Genomic DNA, 17,716 nt, shown 5'->3' with positions numbered 1-17,716 from the left:
GGACGAAAACATGTTGCGCGCTTTGTCTTTGTTGGCTGCCCTGATTGTACCGGTTCAAGCCGGTGCAGCAGAGCATGCTGTGACACCGACAAAGGGCGCACTTGTTGAAGCTTTGAAAATTGCGCAGGCGGGGGATATTCTCCGCCTGTCGCAGGGCACCTATGAGGGGCCAATTTCTATTGATATTCCCCTCACTTTAAGCGGTGAGGATGCGGTGATTGATGGCCATGGAGATGGCTCTGTCATCACAGTTAATGCGCCTGATGTAGTCGTGCGTGGCTTTACTGTGATTGGCTCTGGCTCGGGCGGTGATGGCCTTGATGCCGGGATCACATTGACCAAAAAAGCGCGCGGCGCGGTGGTCGAGAAAAACCGCCTGTTGGGCAATCTGATAGGCATTGATGTGCATGGGGCCAAAGATGCCTTGATTGCGCGCAATACCATCGAGGGTCGTCAAGATCACCGGATGAATGCTCGCGGCAACGGCATCTATATCTGGAATGCACCCGGTGCGCGGGTAATTGGCAATGACGTGCGTTGGGGGCGCGACGGGGTGTTTGTGAATACCTCTAAAAACAATACATTTATCGGCAACCGGTTCCGCGATCTGCGGTTTGCGGTGCATTATATGTACGCCAATAACTCGGTAGTTTCAGGGAATTCCTCCGAGAACAATCACCTTGGGTTTGCCATTATGTATTCTGATAACGTGCTGATTGAAGGTAATATTTCGCGCAATGATCGCGATCACGGCATTATGATGAACTACACCAACAAAAGCCGTGTTATTGAAAATCGTATTATCGCGGGGGGTGATAAATGTGTGTTTATCTACAACGCGCATAAGAACTCTCTGAGTGGAAATTTGTTTGAGCGCTGTAAAATCGGCGTGCATTTCACCGCTGGATCAGAGCGCAACGCAATCTATGGGAACGCCTTTGTCGCCAATCGCACGCAGGTTAAATATGTAGGCTCAAAATGGATAGATTGGACTAAAGACGGGATTGGAAATTATTGGTCTGACCACGCGGCTTTTGATCTAAATGGGGACAACATTGCCGATGCTGCATATCGCCCGAATGACATTATGGATCATATTTTATGGACGCAGCCCGCGGCCAAATCTTTGCTCGGATCGCCTGCGGTACAACTTATCCGATGGTCACAATCTGCCTTTCCGGCAACATTGCCCGGTGGCGTAATTGACAGCGCCCCGATGATGCATCCGCCAACACTTGAAATCCCAGACTGGGAAGCACCTCAATGACCAACCTGATGATTGAAAACGTGGTAAAGCGCTATGGCAATATGGAAACCGTGTGCGAGGTTTCCATGTCCGTTGCAGCCGGCGAGCGCGTGGCGCTTTTGGGTCATAATGGCGCGGGTAAAACCACGCTGATGCGGATGATCCTTGGTTTAACCCCCATCTCAAGCGGCACGATCAGGGTCTTAAATGCGGCCCCCGGTACACGCTCGGCACGCACTGGCACGGGTTTTTTGCCGGAAAACGTAGCCTTTCTGGGTGCCTTGTCGGGGCGCGAGCAATTGCACCATTTTGCGCGCCTTAAATCAGAGCCGCTCAAGGCTGCTGATGTCCTGCTAGAGAGAGTAGGCCTGTTTGAGGCTGCCGACCGTAAAATACGCACATATTCCAAAGGAATGCGTCAACGGGTAGGCCTTGCTCAGGCGCTTTTGGGTCGACCAAAACTGGCGCTACTTGATGAGCCGACCAGCGGGCTTGACCCGATTTCACGGCATGAATTTTATGACATTGTCGATGACTTAGCGGCTCAGGGCACAGCTGTTTTGCTGTCATCACACGCCTTGACCGACCTTGAAACCCGCACAGACCGCATCGCCATTATGAGCAAAGGCGCGCTGGTGGCGGATGATACTTTAACCAACTTGCGGCGAGGCGCATTGATGCCCATCCATATCGAAATCAGCGTTGATCCCGATGCTGCGGACCAAGTTGCCCATGAGATCGGTGGGACGCGCAGCAATGGACATTCCGTCTCTCTGACATGCTCTACGGATGACAAAATGACCTTGCTGGGACGTATCACAGGTTTCGGATCAGTGATACGGGATGTCGAAGTGACCCCGGCTAGCCTTGAAGATCTATATCGTCATTACAGCACCAATAAGGGGGTGAGCTGATGTCGATCCTGATTATTGCTAGATTAGAATTACTCATCGCGCGGCGCAATATGTGGGTTGCAACGTCGGTAATTTTGATGGGACTGTTTACCGTGGTTTTGACCCTGACGGGGGGGGCGCCCACCGGTGCTCTTGGGGTTGATCCACTGGTGATTACGGCCACTTCAATTACTACATTGTCGGTCTATCTGATTCCGTTGATCGGGCTATTGTTGTCATTCGATGCAATCGTGGGCGAGTCTGAGCGCGGCACGCTGGCCCTTGGGCTTAGCTACCCGGTGTCGCGCGCCGAAATACTGATTGGCAAATTTTTGGCACACCTCAGCGTGTTGGGTTTTGCGGTAGCCGTAGGTCTTGTGCTGGCCGCCGTGTTGACCACATGGCAACATGGAGCAGCTGATCTGTCATATTGGCCATTGGTCAAGCTTTTTGTGACCTCACTGGCGCTAGGTGCGGCCTTCCTTGGCATCGGCTATCTGGTGTCCAGCATGGTCCCCCAAACCAGTGTTGCCTCTGGGATCGTTATCCTGATTTGGCTAATCTGTGTGGTTCTTTATGATCTGGGTCTGCTGGGGGCTTTGGTGGCCGATGATGGGGGTGCGTTTACCAAAACAGTGTTCCCGTGGCTGCTTGTTGCTAATCCGGCAGATGCTTTTCGGATGATCAATATGCCTGATGTTTCTGTCGCAGTTTTGACCACAGGAATTGGGGCTGCGAGCGGGGCCTCTAGCAACCTTAGCCAAATCATTTCCCTCTTATTATGGCCAGTTCTGGCGCTGTTTTTCGCGTGGGCTGCTTTTCGGAAAGTTGAACCATGAAAATGTTAATGGTCGCCGTCATGCCGCTAGTTTTAATGGCCATGACGGGATGCAAAGAAGACAGCGCCACGCTTATGGTCCCCGAGGCCGTTGCCCTTACAGAAGAGGCGGCTGGACATTATTGCCAGATGGTTATTCTTGAACATCAAGGGCCAAAAGCACAGGTTCACCTTTCCGGCTATCTAGCCCCTTTGTGGTTTAGTCAGGTGCGCGATGGCTTGGCCTACATAATTTCGCCAGAGCAAGAGGCTGAAATTTTGGTGCTTTATGTGAATGACATGGGGCAAGCGCTCAATTGGAGTACGCCAGGATTCGACAACTGGATCATGGCAAAAGACGCCTTTTTTGTTGTCGGATCTGACGCGATTGGTGGAATGGGTGCGCCAGAAATTGCACCCTTCGGAACACAAGAACAAGCGCAGAGTTTTGCGCAGGAACATGGTGGAGAGGTTTTGCGGCTGGATGAAATTCCGAGCCAATCTGTCCTGGCCCCCATTGAATTTGAAGCAGCCACGCTGGAGTTATCAAAGTGATCAATCGTCGACGCGCAATTACAATTCTGGCAGGGGCTGCATCCCTTCCGATCTTTGGGGCGCAGGCCAATGCTGCGTCAACCGCCAGTATAGCCCAGTGGCGTGGGATCGCGCTTGGGGCGCAGGCGCATATTATCTTGGACCATCCCGATGCAGAACGCCTACTTGCGCGCTCTGTTGCCGAGATTCATAGGCTAGAAAAAATCTTTAGCCTCTATCAGGCTGACAGCCAAATTTCTCAACTTAATGCTACAGGAATATTGGAAAACCCCGCGTTTGAAATGGTAGAACTGCTCTCTATTTGCTCTGGCCTACATGCGCGAACAGGTGGTGCGTTTGATCCAACAGTACAGGGATTGTGGGCACTTTACGCGCGGCAATATTCTCGCGGCAGCGCACCTAGCGAAGCGCAAATTGCAAAGGCGCTCGTGATAACAGGTTGGCAACATCTGCGGATTTCACCACAACGCATTAACTTTGATAAGGCGGGCGTTCAGGTAACACTGAACGGGATCGCGCAGGGGTATATCGCCGATAAAGTGACCGCAATTTTGCGCGCCCAAGGCGTGCAGAATGTCATGGTAAATACGGGTGAGATCAGCGCGATGGGACGCTCTGGCGTAGCAGATTTCTGGCCCGTCACTTTGGCAAATACCGATGACGAACAGGTGCAGCTGAAAGACCAATCTATCGCCACATCGGCCCCCTTAGGCACCAGCTTTGACGCAGCAAAAACGCATGGGCATATCCTTGACCCGCGTAGCGGTAAGCCAAACGGGAAATGGGCTCAAGTGAGCGTGATCAGTAAAACCGCGGCGATAGCCGATGGGTTGTCTACGGCGTTCTGCCTCATGGAGGCTGATGAAATTACTAAAGCAAAGGGGCGTGATGAAGTGCGCCTAATTGGCTAAACAAAGGCCACGGAAGTGCGGTATTCAACCCGATACTTATAGGAATCCCCACGCTTTCAGGGCACATTCTTTACTTATTGTACGCCCTGCACCGCAATTTCAGCCATTTTCAAGATCGCCTCGCGGGTATTGGCAACCGCAATAAATCGCGCGTTGTGGCAGAATTTAGCCCCTTTAACACCGCTCGCATCTTCGAGGGCGCTATCCGTCAGGCCAGCCCAAGTAGCAGGTAGATCAGCGCGTTGCTCAAAGGTCTCATTCGAGAGCTTGATACCGTTAAGCGTCCAGTCACCGCCGCGCGGATTGATCACGAACAAGATGTGATCTGCCCTGACCTGATCAAGCGCAGAGCGGTAAGGCATGCCCATCGGAAGCTCGAGTACCGCAGATGTACCCGCTTTGGCGATTGCTTCAAGCACAATTTCCTTTGACCGAGATTTCGCCGCTAAATTGCGAATTTGGGCTTCGACGAAACTGCGCGCGATGGGCAAGGCCGCGAAGAATGCATCATCGTCAGCCGTTGGTGATGTATCGTCAAACACCGGCTTCAAGCTGCCCAACAGCGCTGGCAACGTCAGATTTGACAGCGGCCCCGCAACGGAAGGCTCCATAGCGCCATTGTCCAGCAAATCAATTGACAGCACAAAGTTGGTGTCAAATTTAGCATGGATAGGGTCAATATCTTCATCTGGCACATTCATCGCCGCCAGATATGACCGCCCATAATGCGCCCAAATCAAACCAAAGGAACTGAACGGCTGACTGTCTTCTCTCAGTGGGCCGGGGCGCTGGTGATGGTCAAAGATTTGCGCCTCAGTGTCATGAGTGCCGCCCACATCAAAAATGATCTTATCAGCTGCAGGTGTCACCCATTGCTTGTCTCGACTGCGCAACAGCTCTGCCAGTGGAAACAAACGCGTAAGCACAACAGAGGACAGCAGCTCATCCGCATGAAAACCGCCGGAATGAGTGACAAGGTAGGTGATAGTCATGGGCATATTCCAAGTAAAATATAGATGAAGGGGCGGGCGGATCACCCACATTTAGCAGTTCGTCATGGGTCGTGTGTCAAAGCTGTTCGCTCAGATCAAGATTAAAGTGGCGCGCCGGATCTGGAGGACTTCATCCAGATCCACCCCGGCTTGGTCAACCGCATGCCACACCCAAAGCGAGCCCCCGATCACCAAACAACCTCATCAAACCAGATATCTCTGGGCTGGGGCGGCAACGCGAAACACTTGTAACAAGACCAATTGAGACACTACCGCTTAGGCTTTCATGTCGCCCCAGAAGGATTTCACTTTTGTAAAGAAGTTCGACAAAAGCGGATTGTTCTCTTCGCTAAGCTTTTCAAACTCACGCAGCAGCTCTTTTTGCTTGCTGGTTAAGTTAACTGGCGTTTCAACCGCCAATTCAATGAACATATCTCCGGTACCAGCCCCTCGCAATGCAGGCATTCCTTTAGATCTTAACCGCATTTGGCGACCAGACTGGCTTCCGGCGGGTATTTTCACACGCGAACGGCCACCATCAATGGTCGGTACTTCCACCTCACCGCCGATGGCGGCATTTGTCATGGTAACAGGAACACGGCAAAAAAGGTCAACGCCTTCGCGCTGGAATAGCTCGTGTTCTTTAACCTCAATGAAAATATAAAGGTCACCAGATGGCCCGCCACGCAAACCAGCTTCACCCTCGCCGGACAGGCGAATGCGAGTGCCAGTTTCGACCCCGCTTGGAATATTAACACTTAGAGAGCGTTGCTTTTCTTCACGGCCCGAGCCACCACATGTTCGGCAGGGGTTTTTGATTATTTGACCAATCCCAGAGCATGTTGGACATGTGCGCTCAACGGTGAAGAAACCTTGTTGAGCACGCACTTTCCCCATGCCTGAGCATGTCGGGCAAGTCTGGGGTTCTGCGCCACCTTCCGCGCCAGAGCCACTACATCCCTCACACGAAATAGATGTTGGCACTGTGATGGCTTTTTGTAACCCAGCGAATGCATCCTCAAGAGAAATGTGTAAATTGTAACGCAAATCCGAGCCACGGGTCGCGCGCTGCCGGCCACCTCGCTGTCCACCACCCCCCATAAAGTCGCCGAAGAGGTCCTCGAAAACATCTGAGAATGCCGATGAAAAATCACCGCCGCCGCCAGGATGCTGACCACCGCCGCCACCTTCAAAAGCTGCATGACCATAACGATCATAAGCGGCTTTTTTCTCAGGGTTCTTTAGAACTTCGTATGCTTCATTGGCTTCTTTAAACTGGGATTCAGCATCAGGATTGTCGGAGTTGCGGTCGGGATGCAACTCCTTAGCCTTTGTGCGGTAGGCTTTTTTTAGCTCATCTGCCGAGGCTCCGCGTGCGGCTCCCAGTACTTCATAATAATCGCGTTTAGCCATGGATCAACCTTCCAAAAACTTGATCTCTGAAACATCGAGACCGGCCCGAGATACAGGGCCGGTCTTTACTTTCAGGACTTGGCACCCTTAGGTGCGGTTGTTTTCGTCCAGATCCTCAAAATCAGCATCCACGATGTCTTCATCAACACCGCGCATATCATCAGGCTCTTCTGATGGCTCAGCGGCAGATGCTTCATCTTGTTGCGATTTATAGATCGCTTCGCCAAGCTTCATAGCTGCGTCGGTCAGGTTTTGAATGCCGCCTTTAATCTTGCCGGCATCTTCAGTCTCCATAGTTTCTTCGAGGGCTTTAAGCGCCAGCTCAATCACCTCAACTGTGGAACCATCAACCTTATCACCATGCTCTTCCAACGATTTGTTGGTGCTGTGGATCAAGCTTTCAGCTTGGTTAGTTGCTTCTACCAGCTCGCGACGTTCAGCATCCGCATCCGCATTTTCTTCTGCGTCTTTAACCATTTGCTCAATGTCTGAATCTGATAGGCCGCCAGAAGCCTGGATCGTGATTTTTTGCTCTTTGCCAGTGCCTTTATCTTTGGCACCGACCTCAACGATACCGTTGGCATCGATGTCAAAAGTCACCTCGATTTGAGGCAACCCGCGTGGTGCAGGTGGGATGCTTTCAAGGTTGAACTGACCCAGAACTTTGTTGTCCGCAGCCATCTCACGCTCGCCTTGGAACACCCGCAACGTCACAGCGTTTTGGTTGTCTTCGGCAGTCGAGAAGATTTGCGACTTCTTGGTCGGGATCGTTGTGTTGCGGTCGATCAAACGGGTGAACACACCACCAAGAGTTTCAATCCCTAGTGACAACGGGGTCACGTCAAGAAGAACAACGTCCTTCACGTCACCTTGCAAAACACCCGCTTGAATAGCGGCACCCATCGCAACCACTTCGTCCGGGTTCACACCTTTGTTCGCGTCGCGCCCAAAGAACTTGGAAACTTCTTCAACCACTTTAGGCATACGAGTCATGCCACCAACAAGAACAACCTCGTCGATGTCTGATGTGGACAGGCCCGCGTCTTTTAGGGCCGCTTGGCAGGGTTTGATTGACGCTTTGATCAGGTCAGCGACAAGGCTTTCCAGTTTAGCGCGCGTTAGTTTCATAACCATGTGCAACGGCTGACCACCATTTGGGTCCATCGAGATAAACGGCTGATTGATCTCGGTTTGCTGCGTAGAAGACAGCTCGATTTTGGCTTTTTCAGCGGCTTCTTTCAGCCGTTGCAGCGCCATCTTGTCTTTCTTCAGGTCAACGCCGTTCTCTTTTTTGAACTCGGAGGCCAGGTAGTCAACGATGCGCATATCAAAGTCTTCCCCGCCAAGGAACGTGTCCCCGTTGGTGGATTTTACTTCAAAGAGACCGTCATCAATTTCCAAAATAGTGACATCGAATGTACCGCCACCAAGGTCATAGACCGCGATGGTTTGGGTTTCTTTGCGTTCTAGGCCGTAAGCCAGCGCTGCCGCAGTCGGCTCATTGATGATGCGCAGCACTTCTAGGCCCGCGATTTTGCCGGCATCTTTAGTCGCTTGACGTTGTGCGTCGTTGAAGTAAGCGGGAACCGTGATGACAGCTTGCGTTACTTCTTCGCCCAAATAGCTCTCGGCCGTTTCTTTCATCTTTTGCAAAATGAACGCTGAGATTTGGCTGGGGCTATACTTTTCATCTTTAGCGGAAACCCACGCGTCACCATTGCCGCCATCGACCAGCTTAAACGGCAGGTTTTTCTTATCTTTGGCCAGACGCTTATCGTCGGCGCGACGGCCGATCAGGCGCTTTACACCAAAAATGGTGTTCTCCGGGTTGGTAACAGCCTGCCGTTTGGCAGCTTGTCCAACAAGGCGCTCGTTGTCTGTAAAGGCAACGATAGATGGGGTTGTGCGTGCACCCTCGGCGTTCTCAATAACGCGGGGTTGCGAGCCATCCATGATGGCAACGCAGGAGTTTGTTGTACCAAGGTCGATACCAATGACTTTAGCCATAAGCTAGGTCCTTTCTTCGCGGCGATAATATAGAGAGTAGGCCCATTATGGCCCCTACTCTCCGATCCCAAAATTGACCGGGGGCATAGCCCCATCGGAACTCGATGGGTATATAAGGCTGGGTTATTGGTGCTGCAAGACACTGAGCCTCTGGAATCTCTCAAAAATGTGAGAAAAGCGACTGAATAGGGGCCTGATGTGAATATAAGTGACGGGCTGAACCTAAATGGCAGCGCAGCTCCTCAAAGTCTCTACAAGCAGCAAAGACAATTCGGGCTACAATGCTGGGTTCAATTGTGCACTTATAGCGTTGAGCGTAGGCATCGACACACCTCCCTAAAATGCAAAAAACCCGAGCACTGCCCGGGGTCTCTTGCAACCAATAAAACTGGCATTAGTTTTCGTTGATATCTTTGTCCCAGATTTTGACCTGCGCATTGCGGCGGCCAAAATAGTAGCGCAGCGTCAACCATATCCCCAAGGACACAACCCCAAAAATTGCCAACGTAATCGGCAGGGACGCCACCATCACACTTGCTGGCCAAATGCCGCTTGCAAAGATCAACCCAATCCCCGCCCCAGCCAGTGCAAAGCCCAGCAAGATATAGCCTGGCATTAATATCTCTAGGATGCCCAACACCAAGGCCAGCGCGAACCAGACCCAATATTGGTTCCAAAGAATGAACTGCTCCATTAGCTCTTCCCTTTGAACAATTTGAACGCGTCACCGAATGCATCCAGCGCCGATGTCGGCAACAAAACCGTCTGCTTACCCGCACCTTTTGCCACCTCCGACAAGGCTTCGACCTGCTTCAGCGCCACTTGGTACTGCGCCGCCTCGATGCCGTTTTCCTTGATCGCCACCGCAACCACACTCGTGGCATAGGCTTCTGCATCAGCCCCGATACGGCGCGCTTTGGCGGACTGCTCGGCGGCATATAACTCTGCATCCGCGTTCAGTTCGACCGAGCGTTTCGACCCCTCAGCCTCGGTAACCTGCGCACGACGCGCACGTTCCGCATTCAACTGCTGCAACATGGCCGAGCGCGTCGCGTCATCTAGGTTAACGTCCAAAATTTCGGCGCGAGTCACTTCGATACCCCAATCATCCACAACTTTTTCAAGCGATCCTTGAATGCGCGTAATAAGCTGCGAGCGGTTTGACTGAACCTGATCCAGCTCCAGCGTACCAATCTCAGAGCGTACAATACCCGTCACAGTCGTGGAAATCGCCGCATCAACGTCGCGGATCCGGTACACGGTCTTTTCCGGCTCGATAATGCGGTAAAAAACGCTGCTTTCGACCTGAACCAGCACGTTATCACTGGTAATCGCATCTTGACGATTGGTTGGAAGCTGACGTTCCAAAATGGATATCTTATGTGCCACCCGGTCAAGGAATGGCACGATAAAGTTGATCCCGGCAGGCAACACAGAACGCAACCGCCCAAACCGCTCCACCACATGCTTCTCACTTTGCGGCACAATTCGCACACCCGCGAGAACAAGAACGACTAAGAACACAAATAACAGCAAGAATGCTACGTTCCCGCCGCTCAAAAAATCAATCAAAATATCTTCCATAATGTAAATTCCTTTTTACTGCCCTATACAGCATATGGGGACTAATAGACCACTTTTAAAGGCTAAATCGAACATACGGCCCCAGTAACAGCCCTCAGAGCTGCTCCAAATACACCGTAAGCTGCCTTTGCAAATGCCCGATTGCGTCCGTGTATGCCAAGTAGGCTTCCGGCTTGATCAGCGCCCATCTCTGGCCTTCATCGCCAAAGCGAATGTCCACCTGCGCACTCGGTTCCAAATGGGCTGCAAAGAAGAATGCACACCCCGGCGGTGTCTGCGTCCTATATGCGGCCTTGCCCACCAATTGATCCCGGCGCAGCACCAAGCCAAACTCTTCGCTCACCTCGCGCAACGCGCACTCCTCAGGGTCCTCGCCCGCTTCGCGCCCGCCACCCGCAAAATCCCAACACGCAGGATACGGAATATGCGCAAAATCATCGCGCAACGCGACCAACAACTGCGGGCCGATGAACACCGCCACTTTTGCACCATGAAATTCCATGCCCTCACCCCTACCATAAGATTGCCGCCCCCGCGCGCCTCCCGTATCATCACCCCATGCCTTCGCTCTGCCGCACATGTTTTCATCAGTTTGACCAAGGCGCACGCTGTCCGGCCTGCGCCTCGCCACGCATCATGGCCCACCCTGAATTATTCGACCTCACCATCGCCCATATGGATTGCGATGCTTTCTATGCCAGTGTGGAAAAGCGCGACAACCCCGCCCTGCGCGACAAGCCGGTGATCATCGGAGGCGGTCGGCGTGGCGTCGTCTCAACGGCATGCTATATCGCGCGCATCAAAGGTGTGCGCTCTGCCATGCCGATGTTCCAGGCCCTTAAACTCTGCCCCGAGGCCGAAGTCGTGCATGGCCGCATGGAGGTCTATGTCCAAGTCTCGCGCCAAATCCGCGCCTTGATGGAAGAGCTCACCCCCGCGATTGAGCCACTTTCACTCGACGAGGCCTTCCTCGACCTCACCGGCACCCAAAAGCTGCACCACGCACCGCCTGCGGTGATGATGGCGCGCCTTGTTAGCCGCGTGGAATCTGAGATCGGCATTTCCGGCTCTGTCGGCCTCAGCCACAATAAATTCCTTGCCAAAATCGCCTCGGACTTGGACAAACCGCGCGGCTTCTCAATAATCGGCAAGGCGGAAACCGACGATTTCCTGCGCGATCGCCCTGTGTCCCTGATTTGGGGCGTCGGCGCGGTATCGCGCGAAGCCTTGGCAAAGGCGGGCATCCGCACCTTTAAGGATTTGCTGCGTTGGGAACGCCAAGACCTGCACGCCCGCTTCGGCTCCATGGGGGACCGCCTGTGGCACCTTGCCCGCGGCCAAGACAAACGCCGCGTCTCCGCCCACGAGCCAATCAAAAGCGTCTCGAATGAAACCACCTTCAACGAGGATACAGCCAACAGCGAACTGCTCGACGGCCACCTCTGGCGCATGTCCGAAAAAGTCGCCGACCGCCTCAAGGCCAAACAGATCGCGGGTCGCGTCGTCACCCTGAAACTCAAAACCGCCAAGTTCAAACTGATCACCCGGCGCCTCTCCCTGCGCGATCCAACGCAGCTGGCCGACCGCATCTACCGCACCGCGCGCGATCTGATGGCGACAATCAAGGAAGGCCCATACCGCCTGCTTGGTATCGGCGTCTCTCACCTGCTGCCTGAAGCTGGCGCCGACCGTACCCCAGACCTGCTTGACCCCGACGCCTTAAAACGGACCGACGCCGAGCGCGCCACGGATGCAATCCGCAAGAAATTCGGACCAGACGCCATCCGTAAAGGCCGCGCCCTGCGCTAACCCCAAATCACGACAGGTTTCTTTTTGCCAAAAATACTCCCGCCGGAGGCTTTTTCTATTCCGCAGCCAAAGGCACCGCACGTCGACCAATATCTGCGATCTCCCCCACAACCCGTTCCATCAACTTTTGAAAACTGTCAAAGTTGTCGTTGGGCCGAACATGCTGCTCATCCATATATAGCGCCCGATCAATCTCGATCTGTACCGCATGATGCCCACGCGACGGGCGCCCGTAAGTCTGCACGATATAAGCCCCGGCAAAAGGCGCGTTACGACTGACGCTCAGCCCCGCCTCTAGGAATATTTCCTCAATCCGGTCCACAATTTCAACACCCGCTGACGCCCCAAACCGGTCCCCCAAAACAACTTCAGGCCGCCGATGCCCCAGCCTCTCCACCGCTTGTACCGCCTCATGCGGCATCGAATGGAAATCCACCAGAACTGCACGCCCAAAATCACGCTTCGTAGCCGCCATCACCTTCGCTAAGGCCGCGTGATATGGTCGCCAGTAAGCTTCCACACGCGCCTCGGCCTCCGCCAAAGACAGCTTACCCGAATATATCGCGCGCCCATTTGCCACCACACGGGGGATCACCCCCAAACCCGAAGAAATCCGTGGATTATGGCCAGAGCGCGACGCCCCCTCAATCACTGCTGGGTCCATTTCATCACTGGCACGATTTAAATCTAGAAACGCCCGCGGTACATGCGCGGCCAAAAACGGGGCCCCAAAGCCTGTCGCCCTGCCCACCAACTGATCGACAAAAGCATCCTCAGAAGACCTAATCTGCACACCATCCAAAACCGTTTGGCGTAAGAAGTCATGGCTATAATCCCGCCCACTATGAGGGCTGGCGAAGACGACGCAGCTGCTCTGCGTGCTTGGTAAAGACAATGTATAGGCGGCTGAGATCATGTCCTCTCCTGTTGCACAGACTATAAAGGAAAAAGTTCCGCAATCAAAAGCCCTTGAACCGCATTCCGACTCCTTCTATAGAGCGCGGACCGACGTGCTTTGGCTGCGTCCCCTTTGCTGTGGGATCGGTTCGGAAATCGTAGGCCAGATGGGCGCTTAGCTCAGCGGTAGAGCACTTCGTTGACATCGAAGTGGTCACTGGTTCGATCCCAGTAGTGCCCACCATCTGATGATTTTAACTGAAGGCGCCCCGCCGCGCTGGACTATAGGAGAAGAGACATGAAGGTTAAGAACTCACTTCGCTCCCTGAAGTCGCGCCACCGGGACTGCCGGATTGTGCGCCGCAAGGGCCGCGTCTACGTGATCAACAAAACCCAGCCTCGCTTTAAAGCCCGCCAAGGCTAAAGCTCGAGCGCTTTGCGTTTTGCAAAAATATAAAGGCCGCTCCTTCGGGGGCGGCCTTTTTCTTTGCTCTGTTAACATGCTCAGCCCGCAGGCGGCATCTCGGGAAATGTTGGCAATTTGTCATCAATGAAATGCCAAGATGGTGCGGATTTAGTAAAAATATGCATTTGCGGGGCAAGATCAGCACTCTCATCTAGCACCCCCAACTTGACCGTCAGAAACGGCTCATGCGCTGGAACACCCCATAAAGGCGTGCCGCAATTCCCACAGAATGCACGTCCAACCATGGACCCGCTATCACCCTCCGCCTGAAAAGTTTTCACCTTCCCCGACAACACTTTGACAGCCGCTTTGGGAGCCAATGCAACATAATTTGCCCCTCCGCCCGATGCCTTTTGACAATTGGTACAATGACATGCCCCCGTCCCAATGAACGGTGCATCAATTTCAAATTGAATAGCCCCGCATGCGCATCTTCCAGTCCGGTTCATAACGTCTCTCCTGAGTGTTTAATTTCTCTTGCTCTACGACCTCCCTGCTGACAGCGTTATGGCAGCAGTCTGGCAGGAGAGGGAGATATAATCATGCGGCGAACAGAACGTCTCTTCCAAATTATACAAATCCTGCGTTCAAGCCAGACCCCCAAAACCGGGCGCGCATTGGCAGATGAATTGGAAATATCATTACGCACCCTTTATCGGGACATGGCAGAATTAATTGCACAACGTGTCCCCATAATCGGCGAGGCCGGGACCGGCTACGTGCTATCTGATGGCTACGACATGCCGCCCCTGATGTTGACCGCTGACGAGTTGGAAGTCGCAGTCCTTGGCGCAGCGTGGGTTGCCTCGCGTGGCGATCCGTCTCTTGCCCGCAGTGCACGCGATCTTGTCACCAAGCTAATGCAAGCTGTGCCGTCAGAATTGCAACCAGTCATACTAGACGCAGGCTTAAAACCCGTCTCATTCAGACCGGTTGTGTTGGACACGATAGATAGCGGCAAGCTTCGGCGCGCTATCCGCGAGCGGCAAAAAATCGTCATCACTTACAAAACCCAATCCGGTCAGATCTCCACACGCGTAGTCTGGCCACTCTTCCTCGCATATATGGAAGAGGTTCGCCTCATCGTATCTTGGTGCGAAAAAAGGCGCGACTTCCGCCATTTTAGAACTGACCGCGTACAATCCCTTGAAGATCTGCCCGAGAAATACCCTGAACACCGCGCCACTTTATTAAAGAGATGGAAAGACGTGCAATCCAAGTCAAATTCCATGTCGCAGAAGTGCTAGTTACCACCCCTTATCGCAGCACCGAATCTGCCAGCAACCTGATCAAAGTCTGTTGGTTCAAATACCCCGTTTTCGGCAGGTTCCGCGTGCCTTGATAGCGCCGAACGGCGCGGCGGGTGTCTTTATCAAACACGCCATCCACCGCACCGGGCTTCAGCCCTAGTTTACGCAACCGATCCTCAATCAACCGCTTGGTATTCGCATTCAACCCCAGCCGTTCTTCGTTGCGCAACGCCGCACGCAACGCATCCGCATTTTCCGCTTCAAACTCCAACTCCGCGACCTGCACGCGGGCTTGTTCCGCAAACGCACCTTCCGGATTAGCCTGTAGATACCCGCGGTATCCCGCCACCGTTCCAAGCGACATCGCGGCATCCCAATCCGCACGATCTTGGGCTTCTGCCGCGTCATGACGTGCCGCCTCAAACGGCTCTAACCGTGCGTGCGCAATCTCGGCGAATACCCCATCCGGATACCGCTCCAGATAGGCTCGAAGCCCCGCCTCATCGCCCCGCTGCCCGCTGGCCCGCCAATAGCCGCGGTCCTTGCGTTCCAACTCAAGTTGGCGCAATCGCGCCTCTTCTTCCAGCTCGCGCGCGCGTCGATCCGCCTGCGCACCAAGCCGCTCGATCTGGGCACGACTCACAAAGCCCGTGGCCACCTCGCCGTTAATACTTTGCCATTTGCTTATCGCCGCCCGCGAACCACGCCCGAAAATGCCGTCAATTCCCTTGGTGTTGTAGTCTAGCAAAGACAAATCACGCTGGATTTCACGTCGGCTATCGCGGCTCAGTCTCAACGCCTTCTCACCCGCTTCCGCCAACAGCGCTGGCTGCGCCTTGATCCGTACCACCTCGTCGCGTGCGTCTTTGGCAAACAGTCCCTTGGGATGCCGCCGCAGATACGCCTCAAAGGCCTCTAACGTGCCAATATCTTGCGTCGCGCCCCACAACGCCTTCTGCGCTGCGTTAGGGTCGATTTCTGGAACCACTGAGACGATCGGAGCCACCTCTCCCTCGCCCGGCAAAAACGCCACCAACGGCGCCATGAACCCCGCGCCCGTTAGCGTCGGCCAGCTTGCCAAAGCATTCGCCACCGACTGCCCCCGCACCTGCAACACGTCCTTGGCAAAATTTGCAGCATCTGCCGCAGGCCCGCTCACAACGCTCACCCCTTGCGGAATGTCCAATACACCTAGGCCCGCAGTCACGCCTGCACCAAACTCAAACGGCTCAGCCTCATACCCCAACACCAGCACAGCGCCCCCCGGCGCGCGCGCAGCAATCTCTAGCAGCACGTTCAACGACACCGACCGCAGCCCCAAGCCGCCCAGATCAGGCCCATCCGCATCCGCCGCTATGAACCAACTGCCCGCGCCTGTATGTCCAAAATGGCCCGCCAAAGCGATCACCACCCGGCCAGAGCCGTCAACTTTTGTATTCAATGTAGAAATCAGCGCCCGTAGCGGCTCCGCCGTCAAATCAGCGCCGCTCAGCACCTCAAACCCCGCCTCTTCCAGCGGGGCAACCGCGTCTAGCATCTCGTCCGCCGCCACCAAGTCGCGGCCATGGGCGTAGTCCTCAATGCCAGCAATCAGCGCTATATCCCCTGCCCAAACTGGCCCCATCATCATAAACAAAGCAGCAATACGGGCGCGGGTTTTCATGGCATATCCTTTTAATCGTAGGAGCGTTGGTCCTCTATCACCAGCCCATCATTAGGCAGACTGCCCACTGATACAAGCTCCACCGCGCCTTTCAGCTTCAGCACCTCCGCGACCGAGGCCGCATATGTCGCTGCCTCGCCGCCCTCGACCTCCAACTGTACACGCATCACATCCATCTCACCGTCACGCGATGCAATCACCCGCGCGCGCGCAATCTCTGGGTGACGTGCCACCAAATCTGCCACCTGTTCGGGGCGTACAAACATGCCCTTGATCTTGGTCGTCTGGTCCGCACGACCCATCCAGCCCTTGATGCGCGTGTTGGTGCGCCCACATGGCGATGTGCCCTCCATCACGGCGCTCATATCGCCCGTGCCAAACCGGATCAGCGGGTAGTCAGGGTTAAGCGAGCTCACAACGATCTCGCCCACCTGCCCCGGTGCCACCAAATCGCCCGTGCCCGGCGTCACAATCTCCACGATCACACCCTCATCCACGATCATGCCCTCCATCGCATCGCTCTCATAGGCGACATGGCCCAAATCGGCCGTCGCATAGCACTGCAAACACGTAATCGCGCGATCCGCATAAGCTTGACGCAGCGACGGGAACAACGCGCCACCAGAAACGGCAGCCTTGGTAAAGCCCAACGCCACGCCCATCTCATCCGCCTTTTGTAAAATCACGTTCAGATAATCCGGCGTCCCCGCATAAGCGCTCGCCCCCACATCTTTAGCCGCACGCACCTGCAACTCGGTCTGCCCGGTGCCAGCAGGCAAAACCCGCGCCCCAACAGCGCGCGCACCGTTCTCAAACATCATGCCAGCAGGCGTCAGATGATAGCCAAAACAGTTTTGAACTACATCATCGCGGCCAATCCCACACGCATGCAAAAACCGCCCAAAACGCCACCAATCATGGCTCACCCCGCCCGGCTCATAAATCGGCCCCGGCGATTGAAACACATGCGCCACATCGCCCACATGCATGCCCCCAAAAGGCGGCTTCTCTTTCTGCCACGCAGCCAAATCCGATTTACGCAACACTGGCAACTTCGCCAAATCACCCAAACCCGTCACAGCCACATCCGGCAAACAAGCCCCTGGCACTGCACGCACCAGCGCCAATTGCGCGCGCAAAGCCGCCAGTTGCGCCGCCTCGCGCGCATCCGCACTGCGCACCTCTAAGTCATCAAAATAGGCCACACCGCATC

General features: G+C 54.4%; 18 protein-coding genes and 1 tRNA gene. 9 read left to right on the top strand and 10 right to left on the bottom strand.

The window, feature by feature from the left end; translation table 11 throughout:
• Positions 1-10 precede the first annotated feature (10 nt).
• The 5 genes from AC3Y7R_RS07745 to AC3Y7R_RS07725 are packed head-to-tail and all read left to right on the top strand — an operon-like array spanning position 11 to position 4,422.
• Entirely contained in the window at positions 11-1,267 is a 1,257-nt protein-coding gene (locus tag AC3Y7R_RS07745; protein WP_490041457.1) for a nitrous oxide reductase family maturation protein NosD, read from the top strand.
• Positions 1,264-2,160, top strand: a complete 897-nt coding sequence (locus AC3Y7R_RS07740; RefSeq protein WP_490041456.1) for an ABC transporter ATP-binding protein — start codon at positions 1,264-1,266, stop codon at positions 2,158-2,160. Before AC3Y7R_RS07745 ends, AC3Y7R_RS07740 begins: the two co-directional genes overlap by 4 nt.
• Positions 2,160-2,978: an ABC transporter permease gene (locus tag AC3Y7R_RS07735; RefSeq protein WP_490041455.1), complete on the top strand. Its 819-nt coding sequence runs from the start codon at positions 2,160-2,162 to the stop codon at positions 2,976-2,978. Before AC3Y7R_RS07740 ends, AC3Y7R_RS07735 begins: the two co-directional genes overlap by 1 nt.
• Positions 2,975-3,511, top strand: coding sequence for a nitrous oxide reductase accessory protein NosL (locus AC3Y7R_RS07730; protein WP_490041454.1), 537 nt, complete (start codon positions 2,975-2,977; stop codon positions 3,509-3,511). Before AC3Y7R_RS07735 ends, AC3Y7R_RS07730 begins: the two co-directional genes overlap by 4 nt.
• Positions 3,508-4,422 carry an FAD:protein FMN transferase gene (locus AC3Y7R_RS07725; RefSeq protein ID WP_490041453.1) on the top strand — a complete coding sequence of 305 codons (915 nt, stop codon included), beginning with the start codon at positions 3,508-3,510 and terminating at the stop codon, positions 4,420-4,422. Before AC3Y7R_RS07730 ends, AC3Y7R_RS07725 begins: the two co-directional genes overlap by 4 nt.
• Before the next feature lie 74 nt (positions 4,423-4,496).
• Here AC3Y7R_RS07725 and AC3Y7R_RS07720 read toward each other — a convergent pair whose 3' ends face one another.
• The 6 genes from AC3Y7R_RS07720 to AC3Y7R_RS07695 all read right to left on the bottom strand — a co-directional run bounded on the left by AC3Y7R_RS07720 (position 4,497) and on the right by AC3Y7R_RS07695 (position 10,920).
• Positions 4,497-5,414: an MYG1 family protein gene (locus AC3Y7R_RS07720; RefSeq protein ID WP_490041452.1), complete on the bottom strand. Its 918-nt coding sequence runs from the start codon at positions 5,412-5,414 to the stop codon at positions 4,497-4,499.
• A 276-nt stretch (positions 5,415-5,690) separates the two neighbouring features.
• Positions 5,691-6,827, bottom strand: coding sequence for a molecular chaperone DnaJ (gene dnaJ, locus AC3Y7R_RS07715; protein ID WP_490041451.1), 1,137 nt, complete (start codon positions 6,825-6,827; stop codon positions 5,691-5,693).
• Between the two features lie 87 nt (positions 6,828-6,914).
• A complete protein-coding gene (gene dnaK / locus AC3Y7R_RS07710) occupies positions 6,915-8,834 on the bottom strand; it encodes a molecular chaperone DnaK (protein WP_490041450.1) in 1,920 nt (639 codons plus the stop codon).
• Between the two features lie 394 nt (positions 8,835-9,228).
• Positions 9,229-9,528, bottom strand: coding sequence for an NfeD family protein (locus tag AC3Y7R_RS07705; protein ID WP_490041449.1), 300 nt, complete (start codon positions 9,526-9,528; stop codon positions 9,229-9,231).
• Positions 9,528-10,418 carry an SPFH domain-containing protein gene (locus AC3Y7R_RS07700; RefSeq protein WP_490041448.1) on the bottom strand — a complete coding sequence of 297 codons (891 nt, stop codon included), beginning with the start codon at positions 10,416-10,418 and terminating at the stop codon, positions 9,528-9,530. The genes AC3Y7R_RS07705 and AC3Y7R_RS07700 overlap by 1 nt, the downstream gene beginning before the upstream one ends.
• Positions 10,419-10,512: 94 nt before the next feature.
• Entirely contained in the window at positions 10,513-10,920 is a 408-nt protein-coding gene (locus AC3Y7R_RS07695) for an NUDIX domain-containing protein (RefSeq protein WP_490041447.1), read from the bottom strand.
• A 56-nt stretch (positions 10,921-10,976) separates the two neighbouring features.
• Between AC3Y7R_RS07695 and AC3Y7R_RS07690 the strand changes: the two genes are divergently transcribed.
• A complete protein-coding gene (locus AC3Y7R_RS07690; RefSeq protein WP_490041446.1) occupies positions 10,977-12,227 on the top strand; it encodes a DNA polymerase IV in 1,251 nt (416 codons plus the stop codon).
• Positions 12,228-12,282: 55 nt separating this feature from the next.
• On the opposite strand, the gene AC3Y7R_RS07685 is transcribed toward AC3Y7R_RS07690, so the two are convergent.
• Positions 12,283-13,143 carry an N-formylglutamate amidohydrolase gene (locus AC3Y7R_RS07685; protein ID WP_490041445.1) on the bottom strand — a complete coding sequence of 287 codons (861 nt, stop codon included), beginning with the start codon at positions 13,141-13,143 and terminating at the stop codon, positions 12,283-12,285.
• A 150-nt stretch (positions 13,144-13,293) separates the two neighbouring features.
• Between AC3Y7R_RS07685 and AC3Y7R_RS07680 the strand changes: the two genes are divergently transcribed.
• Together AC3Y7R_RS07680 and ykgO are read left to right on the top strand one after the other, a co-directional pair.
• Positions 13,294-13,368: transfer RNA gene (locus AC3Y7R_RS07680), tRNA-Val, on the top strand.
• Positions 13,369-13,422: 54 nt separating this feature from the next.
• Positions 13,423-13,548 (top strand): type B 50S ribosomal protein L36, encoded by a 126-nt coding sequence (gene ykgO / locus AC3Y7R_RS07675; protein ID WP_009828855.1) that lies wholly within the window; start codon positions 13,423-13,425, stop codon positions 13,546-13,548.
• 80 nt (positions 13,549-13,628) lie between these two features.
• On the opposite strand, the gene AC3Y7R_RS07670 is transcribed toward ykgO, so the two are convergent.
• Positions 13,629-14,039, bottom strand: coding sequence for a GFA family protein (locus AC3Y7R_RS07670; RefSeq protein ID WP_490041444.1), 411 nt, complete (start codon positions 14,037-14,039; stop codon positions 13,629-13,631).
• Between the two features lie 93 nt (positions 14,040-14,132).
• On the opposite strand from AC3Y7R_RS07670, the gene AC3Y7R_RS07665 reads away from it, so the two are divergent.
• Positions 14,133-14,837 (top strand): helix-turn-helix transcriptional regulator, encoded by a 705-nt coding sequence (locus AC3Y7R_RS07665; protein WP_490041443.1) that lies wholly within the window; start codon positions 14,133-14,135, stop codon positions 14,835-14,837.
• A gap of 10 nt (positions 14,838-14,847) precedes the next feature.
• Here AC3Y7R_RS07665 and AC3Y7R_RS07660 read toward each other — a convergent pair whose 3' ends face one another.
• Positions 14,848-16,503 carry a peptidoglycan-binding domain-containing protein gene (locus tag AC3Y7R_RS07660; protein ID WP_490041442.1) on the bottom strand — a complete coding sequence of 552 codons (1,656 nt, stop codon included), beginning with the start codon at positions 16,501-16,503 and terminating at the stop codon, positions 14,848-14,850.
• Positions 16,504-16,514: 11 nt separating this feature from the next.
• On the bottom strand, positions 16,515-17,708 hold the full coding sequence (locus tag AC3Y7R_RS07655) for a phenylacetate--CoA ligase family protein (protein WP_490041441.1): 1,194 nt from the start codon (positions 17,706-17,708) through the stop codon (positions 16,515-16,517).
• Positions 17,709-17,716 lie beyond the last annotated feature (8 nt).

The sequence above is a fragment of the Litoreibacter sp. genome, from assembly GCF_058136045.1.
The sequence above is the reverse complement of the archived record's forward strand: the minus strand, read 5'-3'. Positions and strand labels throughout refer to the sequence as shown.